The sequence below is a fragment of the Streptomyces sp. UNOB3_S3 genome, assembly GCF_020740895.1.
In the GTDB taxonomy this organism is placed as follows: domain Bacteria; phylum Actinomycetota; class Actinomycetes; order Streptomycetales; family Streptomycetaceae; genus Streptomyces.
Genome location: NZ_JAILXP010000298.1, coordinates 1 through 9,005, shown reverse-complemented (window position 1 = coordinate 9,005; position 9,005 = coordinate 1). Strand labels below are relative to the sequence as shown.

General features: G+C 71.9%; 7 protein-coding genes and 1 pseudogene. 4 read left to right on the top strand and 4 right to left on the bottom strand.

Annotation, left to right across the window (positions count from 1 at the left end):
- Positions 1-84 precede the first annotated feature (84 nt).
- A complete protein-coding gene (locus K6I33_RS26390; protein WP_229357030.1) occupies positions 85-1,398 on the bottom strand; it encodes an amino acid deaminase in 1,314 nt (437 codons plus the stop codon).
- Between the two features lie 119 nt (positions 1,399-1,517).
- Between K6I33_RS26390 and K6I33_RS26385 the strand changes: the two genes are divergently transcribed.
- The 3 genes from K6I33_RS26385 to K6I33_RS26375 are packed head-to-tail and all read left to right on the top strand — an operon-like array spanning position 1,518 to position 3,843.
- Positions 1,518-2,642 (top strand): sugar kinase, encoded by a 1,125-nt coding sequence (locus K6I33_RS26385; protein ID WP_308297318.1) that lies wholly within the window; start codon positions 1,518-1,520, stop codon positions 2,640-2,642.
- Complete coding sequence (locus tag K6I33_RS26380; protein WP_229357029.1) at positions 2,639-3,430, top strand: IclR family transcriptional regulator; 792 nt, start codon at positions 2,639-2,641, stop codon at positions 3,428-3,430. Before K6I33_RS26385 ends, K6I33_RS26380 begins: the two co-directional genes overlap by 4 nt.
- Positions 3,427-3,843, top strand: a complete 417-nt coding sequence (locus K6I33_RS26375) for a RidA family protein (RefSeq protein ID WP_229357028.1) — start codon at positions 3,427-3,429, stop codon at positions 3,841-3,843. Before K6I33_RS26380 ends, K6I33_RS26375 begins: the two co-directional genes overlap by 4 nt.
- A 41-nt stretch (positions 3,844-3,884) precedes the next feature.
- Here K6I33_RS26375 and K6I33_RS26370 read toward each other — a convergent pair whose 3' ends face one another.
- A complete protein-coding gene (locus K6I33_RS26370; protein ID WP_229357027.1) occupies positions 3,885-5,261 on the bottom strand; it encodes a M14 family metallopeptidase in 1,377 nt (458 codons plus the stop codon).
- Positions 5,262-5,485: 224 nt separating this feature from the next.
- Between K6I33_RS26370 and K6I33_RS26365 the strand changes: the two genes are divergently transcribed.
- A complete protein-coding gene (locus K6I33_RS26365) occupies positions 5,486-6,358 on the top strand; it encodes a serine protease (RefSeq protein ID WP_229357026.1) in 873 nt (290 codons plus the stop codon).
- Positions 6,359-6,417: 59 nt separating this feature from the next.
- Here K6I33_RS26365 and K6I33_RS26360 read toward each other — a convergent pair whose 3' ends face one another.
- Positions 6,418-8,136, bottom strand: coding sequence for a chitinase (locus tag K6I33_RS26360; protein WP_374285863.1), 1,719 nt, complete (start codon positions 8,134-8,136; stop codon positions 6,418-6,420).
- A gap of 771 nt (positions 8,137-8,907) precedes the next feature.
- A pseudogene (locus K6I33_RS36425) lies at positions 8,908-9,005 on the bottom strand (hypothetical protein); the annotation flags it as partial.

Below are 9,005 nucleotides of genomic sequence, written 5' to 3'. Positions count from 1 at the left end.
GCTCATCCCCCTGGCGACGGGGGACGGGACGGTCACGGAGGACGTGCGGACGCTTGTCTGACGGGCTGCCCGCATTCCCGCCCGTCAGAAAAACGTCCGCACGTACTCCGTGACCGTCCCGTCCGCCGTCGCCAGGGGGATGAGCGGCCACTTCTCGAAGACCGTGCAGGGGTGGGACAGGCCCAGGCCCACCCAGTCGCCGACCTCCAGGCGTTCCGCGTCCTCGCCCGTGAGGGAGACGAAGGCGTGCTGGTCGGCGAGGCGGGTGACGGTCAGGCCCGTGGCGGGGCGGAGGGAGCCGTCGCGGGCGGAGCGGACGACCTGGGGTTCCGGGAGGTCGAGGTCGTAGGAGACGTCGCGCTTGCCCGCGTTGAGGTAGGCCATGCCCGGCTCGGGGCGGGAGACGACCTGGGCCCAGAGGCGGAATGCCGGGTGCAGGGCGCCCTCGTCGGGGAGCCGGTTGAAGGGGGTCTTGCGGCGGTACTGGCCGTCGTCGTGGGTGACGTACGCGCCGGAGCGCAGCAGCTTGAGCACCGGCGCGGACAGCGGCGGAAGCTCCGCGAAGACGCTCGCGACGGCGTCGAACCACGCGCTGCCGCCCGCGCTGACCACGATCTCCTCGACCCCGGCGAAGCGGCCCGCCTTGTCGAAGGCGACCGCCAGCCCCGTCAGCCGGCGCAGCCACGCGTCGACGATCTCCGCGTCCGCGTCCGGGATCTCGGCCTCGTAGCCGGCGACGCCGACCAGGCGCAGGGTGCCGGTGGCGGCCACCGCGTCCGCGACGGCCTCGCCCTCCGCCTCCGTGCGGATGCCCGTACGGGCGCCCTCCGCGCCCAGCTCGACGACGACGTCCAGCGGGCGGCCCGCGCCCGCGTCGCGCAGGGCGTCGCGCAGGGCGGCGTCCATCAGCTCGACGCCGCGCACGGAGTCGACGTAGGTGACGATCCGCAGCTCCGGGTCGGCGGCCAGCTCGCCCGCGAGCCAGCGCAGCGCGGCGGCGTCGACGACCTCGTTGGCGAGGAAGATCCGCCGTACGCCGAAGGCGCGGTAGACCCGGACCTGCGCGGGGGTGGCCGCGGTGATGCCCCAGGCGCCGCGGTCGAGCTGGCGCTCGAAGAGCCGCGGGGCCATGGACGTCTTGCCGTGCGGGGCGAAGGCCAGGCCATGCCGCTCGGAGTAGCGCTCCATGAGCGCGAGGTTGTGGTCCAGCGCCTCGGCGGAGAGGGCGAGCACCGGCGTGGTGAAGCCGCCGGTGAACAGCGAGCGCCGCTCGGCCGCCAGCTCGCCGACCGTCCGGCCGTCCGCGTCCGGGGGCAGCCCCTTGAACCGGTGGTCGACCCGCTCCCGGGCGAGCTCGGCGACGGCGTCGGCCGCTATCGCGGCGGGCGTGCTGGCCATGGGGCCTCCCAAGAGATCGGGATGTGGTGCGGTTGCGGTTACTGCAACGTTCATTGCGTGGAGCGCTGCACGCTGTCTAACATCCGGGCAAGTACCGGGTCAACGGTAGGGGGAACGCGGTGAGCAGCCCCGACGTCGTGTGCCTCGGCGAATCGATGGTCGCCCTCCGACCGGGCCCGGCCGGGGCCGGACGCCGCCTCGCCGACGTGCCGTCCTTCGACCGCGGCATCGGCGGCGCCGAGTCCAACGTCGCCTGCGTCCTGGCCCGCCGCGGCCACCGCGCCCGCTGGATCAGCCGCGTCGGCGCCGACCCCTTCGGTACCCACCTGGTGGCCGCCGTCGCCGACCACGGCGTGGACACGACGTACGTCCAGCGCGACCCCGCACGCCCCACCGGCGTGTACTTCCGGACGGCGGGGGAGCGGCCCACGACCACCGGCGCGATCGCCCCGCACCACGCGGAGACCGTCTACTACCGCGCCGGATCGGCCGCCTCCGCCATGTCGCCCGCCCTGATCCCCCGCGCCGACGCCCACGCCGGGCGGATCCTCCACCTCACCGGCATCACGGCCGCCCTCTCCGCCGACTGCCTCGCCCTGCTCCGCGAGCTCGTCGACCGGGCCCCCGGCACCGGCCCGCTGCTCTCCTTCGACGTCAACTACCGCGCCGCGCTGTGGCGGAACGCCGCAACAGGCCCGCGCGTCCTCGCCGAGCTCGCCCGCGCCTGCGACATCGTCTTCGTCGGCGAGGACGAGGCCGAGGCCGCCTGGGGCGTCACCGGCGGCCCCGACGCGATCCGGGCCGCCCTGCCCGAACCCGCCGTGCTCGTCGTCAAACAGGGCGCCGCCGGTGCCACGGCCCACACCCACGAGTCCGCTGTTTTCGTCCCCGCGCCCGCCGTCGACGTCGTCGCGCCCGTCGGCGCGGGCGACGCCTTCGCGGCCGGCTTCCTCTCCGCCACCCTGCGCGGACTCCCGCTGCCCGCGCGCCTGCGGCACGGCCACCTCATGGCCGCCGCCGCCCTCACCGTCCCCGGCGACCTCGGCGAACCACCGCCCGCCGCCCTCGCGGACACGCTGGCGGGACTGGACCCCGCCGCGTGGGGAAGACTGCGACTCGGCCCGGGCTGGACCGGGCGGCCCGCAGAGGTGGCAGACCCCGGCATCAAGGACCCCGGCATCAAGAACCCCGGCATCAAGGACCCCGGCATAGAAGACACCGGCACAGAGGACCCCCGCACATGAGCCAGACCGTCGACCGCGCCCTGAGCATCCTGCCGCTGCTCGCCGAGGGACCCGCCAACCTCGAACAGGTCGCGGGCCGCCTCGGCGTCCACAAGTCCACCGCGCTGCGCCTGCTGCGCACCCTCCACGAGCACGGCATCGTCTACCGCCAGCAGGACCAGCGCTACCGCCTCGGCGCCCGCCTCTTCGCCCTCGCCCAGCAGGCCGTCGAGAGCCTCGACATCAGGGAGATCGCCCACCCCCACCTCGTGGCCCTCAACGAGAAGTGCGGCCACACCGTCCACCTCGCGGTGTACGAGGAGGACGAGGTCCTCTACATCGACAAGGTCGAGAGCCGCTACCCCGTACGGATGTACTCCCGCATCGGCAAACCCGTCGCGATCACCGTGGCGGCCGTGGCCAAACTGCTCCTCGCCGACCTCCCCGAGCCCGAGCGCCGCGCTGTCGCCGAGCGCCTCGACTACCCCGCCTACACAGCGCGTTCCACCCCGAACGCCAGGGCATTCCTCAAGGAACTCGCTGCCGTACGGGAGCAGGGCTGGGCCACCGACTTCGGCGGCCACGAGGAGTCCATCAACTGCGTCGGCGCCCCCGTCCGGGGACCCGACGGACGGGTCGTCGCCGCCTGCTCGGTGTCGGCCCCCAACGTCGTCGTCTCCTCCGACGAACTCCTCGCCCTGCTGCCGCTGCTGCGCCGCACGGCGGAGGCGATCAGCGCCGAGTACTCCGGAATCTCACTCCCGGCGACCGTTTCCCCGACGAATTCCCCGACGAAAGTGATGCCATGAGTGACAACACCCCCAAGACCGCCGTCACCCCGGCCGGTCACACCACCCCGCCCGCGAAGTTCTCGCACGGCGTGCGCAAGGGGAACATCCTCCAGGTCGCCGGCCAGGTCGGCTTCCTGCCCGCCGGACCCGGGCAGTCCGGTCCCGTCGTCGCCGGCCCGACCCTGCGCGAGCAGACGCTCCAGACCCTGGCCAACGTCCGGTCCGTGCTGGAGGCGGGCGGCGCGAGCTGGGAGGACGTGATGATGCTGCGCGTCTATCTGACGGACACGGAGCACTTCGCGGAGATGAACGAGATCTGGAACGACTACTTCGCCGACCTGAAGGAGGCCCCGGCGGCCCGGACGACGGTCTACGTCGGCCTGCCGCAGGGCCTCCTCATCGAGATCGACGCGCTCGCGGTGCTGGGCTGAGCCTCAGCGGGGTGAGCCTCGGCAAGGACGGAGCGGGGCGGTCATGAGCAGTACTGCTGCTCCTTCCCGATCGACCGGTACATGCAGTCCGCGTTCTCCAGGAGCTGGAGCACCGCCTCCCGGTTGCGCGCGGTCTCGCGGTCGATGACCGACGCCGGCGGGTAGAAGCCGCCGCCCGCCCCGCTCGCGTCCGGGTACATCTCGAAGGTGTAGGCGAAGATCTTCTGGTTCCCCCAGAGCCAGTCGTCGATCGACCCGTCGGTTATGTAGAGGTCGCTCGACTGCTCCGGCGTGTAGCCGTTGCTCGCGGCCATGGACTTCCCGACGGTCGCGAAGGCGTCGTGGTCGTCCTGCGTCATGCCGGGCGCCGTGTCGCCGTACGTCCAGCCGAACGGCCAGAGCACCAGCTCGCTGTAGGTGTGGAAGTCGATCGCGGCCTTGATCTGCTGCTTGCCGCCGACGACGCGGCCGCGGACGAAGTCCGCGACGACCTTCACCTCGGGGGACGACTCCGGGCCGGAGCCGCGGTACGTCTCCGAGCCGGTGCTGCCGGACGAGCCGCCGCAGCAGCCCCACTTGTAGTCCCAGTTGCGGTTGAGGTCCGTGCCCCGGGAGCTCGAACCGGTGTTGGGCTGACGGTTCTTGCGCCAGCCGCGGTAGGTGCCGGTGGCGATGTCGTATTCGCCGCCGTCCGGGTTGACGTCGGGCACGATCCAGATCACCCGGCTGTCGAGCATCTTGGTGACGCGTGCGTCCTTGCCGTACTGGGAGCCGAACTCCTTGAGCAGGTACAGCGCCATCTCGACGGTCAGGTGCTCGCGGGCGTGCTGGTGGTGGGTGAAGAGCACCTCCGGCTTGGCGGCGTCCGTCGTCGCCGAGCCGTTCGTGACCTTCACGGCGATGATGTCCCGGCCCTCGTAGGACTTGCCGATGACCTGCTTGCTCATGAGGGACGGGTACGCGGCGACGTCCGCGTCGATCTCCGCCATGGCGCGGGCGTAGTTGTGGTACTTCGAGTCCCCCGGCGGGAAGTCGTACGGCCCGGCCGCCCGGCCGCGGTCCGGGGCGCCGGGCAGGGCCGTCACCCGGTAGCCCATGGCGCGGATGCGCTGGGCCTGCGCGGCGTCGGCGGTGACGACGACGGAGTCCTTCCGCACGGCGTCGACGGAGGCGCCGGTCGCGGCGACGGCGGTGCGCTGGGCGGCGGTTCTCGGCCCGGCGACCTCGTACGAGCGGATCTCATCCGCGTGAGTGGCGCCCGTCCGGGTGCCGTTCGAGCCGGTCGCGCCGTGCGCCGTGCCGTGTGCCGTGCCGTGCGAGGACGCCGGGGCGGCCATGGCCAGGGTGAGCAGGGCGGTGCCCGTGGCGGCGGCCCACCGGAGCCGGTTCCTGCGGGAATGGGGGGTGTGGGGTCGCATGCGGCCTCCTGAGGGGCGTTCGTGCGACGAATGAGGGGGGTGTTGTGCTGACGATCCTCTCCAGTGTTCGAAATGTGACATGAGCAGGTCAAGTAGAAGTGTGCGAGGGAAACAAGCCAACTTCCCCTCCACTTCAGACCGCTTGATTGCCCGGCGCCCACAGCGGCCCCAACAATGCACACGTCAAAACCGGATGCACTTCTGAACGGAGAGGACCACCCCCCATGAGACGACCTCTCGTCGGTGCGCTTACGACGCTGCTGCTCACCGGGGCGACCGTCGCCCCCGCTGTCGCCGCACCCCAGCCCCGGCCCCAGGCCAAGGCCAAGGCCGTCGACTTCGCCGGCACCGTGGCACTGAGCAACTGCTCCGGCTCGCTGGTCCGGATGCCCGGCTCGGCCGACAGCGACCCCGCCCTCGTGATGACCAACGGCCACTGCCTGGAGACCGGTATGCCCGGCCCCGGCGAGGTCCTCGTCGACCAGCCCTCCAGCCGCACCTTCAGCCTGCTCAACTCCACGGCGGGCAAGGTCGCCACGCTCCAGGCCACCAAGATCTCGTACGCGACGATGGCCGACACCGACGTCACGCTCTACGAGCTGAACACCACCTACGCGCGGATCAAGCAGCAGTACGGCATCGACGCGCTCGGCGTCTCGGGCGACCACCCCGTCACCGGCACCCCTATCAAGGTCGTCTCCGGCTACTGGAAGCGCATTTACTCCTGCAATGTCGACGGGTTCGTCCATGAGCTCCGCGAGGCCGACTGGACCTGGAAGGACTCGCTCCGCTACACCCCGTCCTGCAACACCATAGGTGGCACCTCCGGCTCGCCCGTCATCGACGCGAACTCCGGCAAGGTCGTCGCCATCAACAACACGGGCAACGAGAACGGCGAGCGCTGCACGATGAACAACCCGTGCGAGGTCGACGAGAAGGGCAACGTCACCGTCCGCCGGGGCATCAACTACGCCGAGCAGACGTACGGCATCACCAAGTGCGTCGGCACCGGCAACAAGATCGACCTCGACCTGCCGGGCTGTGCCCTGCCCCGGCCGCTCGACGACGAGGGGGTCGCGGCGGCCGCCCGCCGCTGACCCGTTCGTTCCTCGGACGCCGGACGGGCCGAACGCGGCCCGTCCGGCACCCGCGCCGCCTACGGCAGCCCGTGGACGTGCGGACCGACCGCACCCGACCAGGCGTTGCCGGCCGCCGCGTCCCAGTTCGTGGACCACGTCATCGCGCCCCGCAGCCCCGGATACGTACGGGACGGCTTGAACGAGCCGCAGTTCGTGCCCCGCGTGAGGCAGTCCAGGGCGGCGTTGACCACGGACGGCGCGACGTAGCCGCTGCCCGCGCCGCGCGGCGAGGCGGGTATGCCCAGGCCCACCTGGGACGGGTCCAGGCCGCCCTCCAGCTGGACGCAGGCCAGCGCGGTCAGGAAGTCCACCGAGCCCTGCGCGTACACCTTCCCGTCACAGCCGTTCATGGCACCGCTGTTGTAGAACTGTGTGTTGACGACGGTCAGGATGTCCTTGATGTCGAGCGCGGTCCTGAAGTAGGCCGACGACGTCGACTGCATGTCGATCGTCTGCGGCGCCATCGTGATGACGAGCTTGTCGCCCGCCTTCGCCGACAGCGCGCGTAGCGCCTGCGTCATGTACGTCGGGTTCAGCCCGTTCTCCAGGTCGATGTCGACACCGTTGAAGCCGTATTTCCGCATCAGCGCGTACACGCTGTCGGCGAAGTTGTTCGCGGACGTCGCGTCGTTGACGCCGACCGTGCCCCGCTCGCCTCCGACGGAGATGACGACGGACTTGCCCGCCGCCTGTTTGGCGGCGATGTCGGCTTTAAACGCCGCTTCCGTGTATTTCAGCGCCGGGTCGAGGGCGAAGTCGACGGCCCCGGGTGTGGTCGTCGCGTCCGCGAAGGCGACGGCGATGATGTCGTACGCGGCCGGGACATCGGCGATCTTCTGGACGGTGGCGCCGTTGTCGAAGTTCTGCCAGTAGCCGGTCACCGCGTGCCGGGGCACGCCCGGGGTGCCGCCCCCGCCCCCGGCCGTCGTGGCGGTGACGGCCGCCGAGGCCGCCGACTCGCCGGCGGCGTTGGAAGCCGTCACCTCGAAGCGGTACGAGGTGGCCGCCGCCAGCCCGGTGACGGTGGCGGACGCACCGGTCGTCGACAGCGCCTTGGCGCCGTCCCGGTAGACGGTGTAGCCGGTCGCGCCGGGCACGGCGTTCCAGCTCAGCGCCACGGACGACGCGGTGACCGCGCCCGCCGCCAGTCCGCCCGGCGCGTCGGGCACCTGGCCGCCGGGATCGCCCGGATCCCCCGGGTCGCCACCGCCGGGACCCGTGAGGGTGACGTCGTCGGCGAAGTAGGCGGGCTGCCCGTACCACCCATGGGTGAGAACCGTGACGGAGGTGGTGTTCGCTCCGGTTGTGAAACCAGTGGTGAGCAGCTGCCAGTCGGCCGCGTTCGGCGTCCACGTCGACACGTCCGTGGTGCCCGTCCCGCTCGCGCCGAGGTAGACGTACGACCCGCGCACCCACGCGCTCAGCGTGTACGAGGAGTTGGGCCGTACGCTCACGCTCTGCGCACACGTGGCGGTGTCGGAGCCGGTGGGGGCGGCCCGGAGCGCGGCGGAGCCGGAGTGCGCGGGGGAGGCGACCGTCGTGCCGCTGCCGCCGGTACAGCTCCAGGAGGAGAGGCCGGACTCGAAGCCGGGGTTCCTGACGAGATTCGGGCCGTCGGCCGCCGCGCTCGTACCGCCCAGTGTCACGAGGCCGCCGACGGCCAGCGCGACGGTGGCGAGGGTGGCGCCGAGGCGGTGTCTGAGGAACGGGCGGGTCCGGTGCCGATGACGGAATATGCGTTCCACTACTGCCTCCGGTGGGAAGGGAGTTGGGAAGGAAGTTGACGCTGTGATGGGGGGTGTTCATACGGAACGGTGGCCACCGTCCGTGGCGCCAATGTGGTCCAGACCAATGCTTTCGTCAAGGCTTGGGCACCCCCACCACCGCCCCGTGGGGCAAACATCGAGGAACTGTTCTCAGCCGCTCCATTCGTGGATAAAGTGCGGAGGCGCCAGCACTGGGCAGTATCGATCTGCGACCGCCGGAGCCCCCGCGGCCGGAGTGAACGGGGAAGCCGACGTGCCGATTGCGATAGCGGTCACCAGCTCCGATCTGGTGCTCCCCCCGCCCGGCGGGCCCGTCCCGGCGGCCGCCGTGCTGCGGCCGCCCGGGGAACAGCCGCTGGAGACCGCCGTCACCCAGGCCGCCCTCCTGCTCGACCAGTGCGGCCACCTCGTCGTCCTCTACCCCGACTCCCTCCCCGCCGCCTACGTCCGCCGGCTGCACACCGTGCGCTCGGTCCTGGAGAGCGACCGCGTCGCCCTGCTGCCCGTCGCCCTGCCCCCGCTCGCGGTCGGCGTGCTGGCCCGGCAGTTACGGCAGTTGTCGGTCTCCGACCTCAGCCCCGGCGTGCTCGCCTCCGCCGCCCGGCTGCTCACCCACTACATTTACGCGGGCGCGCAGCTGGCCTCCGTGGCCCGTTGCGACCGGGTGGAGGTGGGCCTCGGCGCGCACGTCGGCTCCCTCGTCCCCGGCACCCGCTTCGGCGTCCTCGTCAACCCCACCCGCAGGCTGCTGCGCACCGCGTCCGGCAGGTCCGGCGCCGGGGCCTCCTCGACGACCTTCTGGTGGCGGCGCTGGAGGGAGCAGTCGCGGGTGCCCAGCG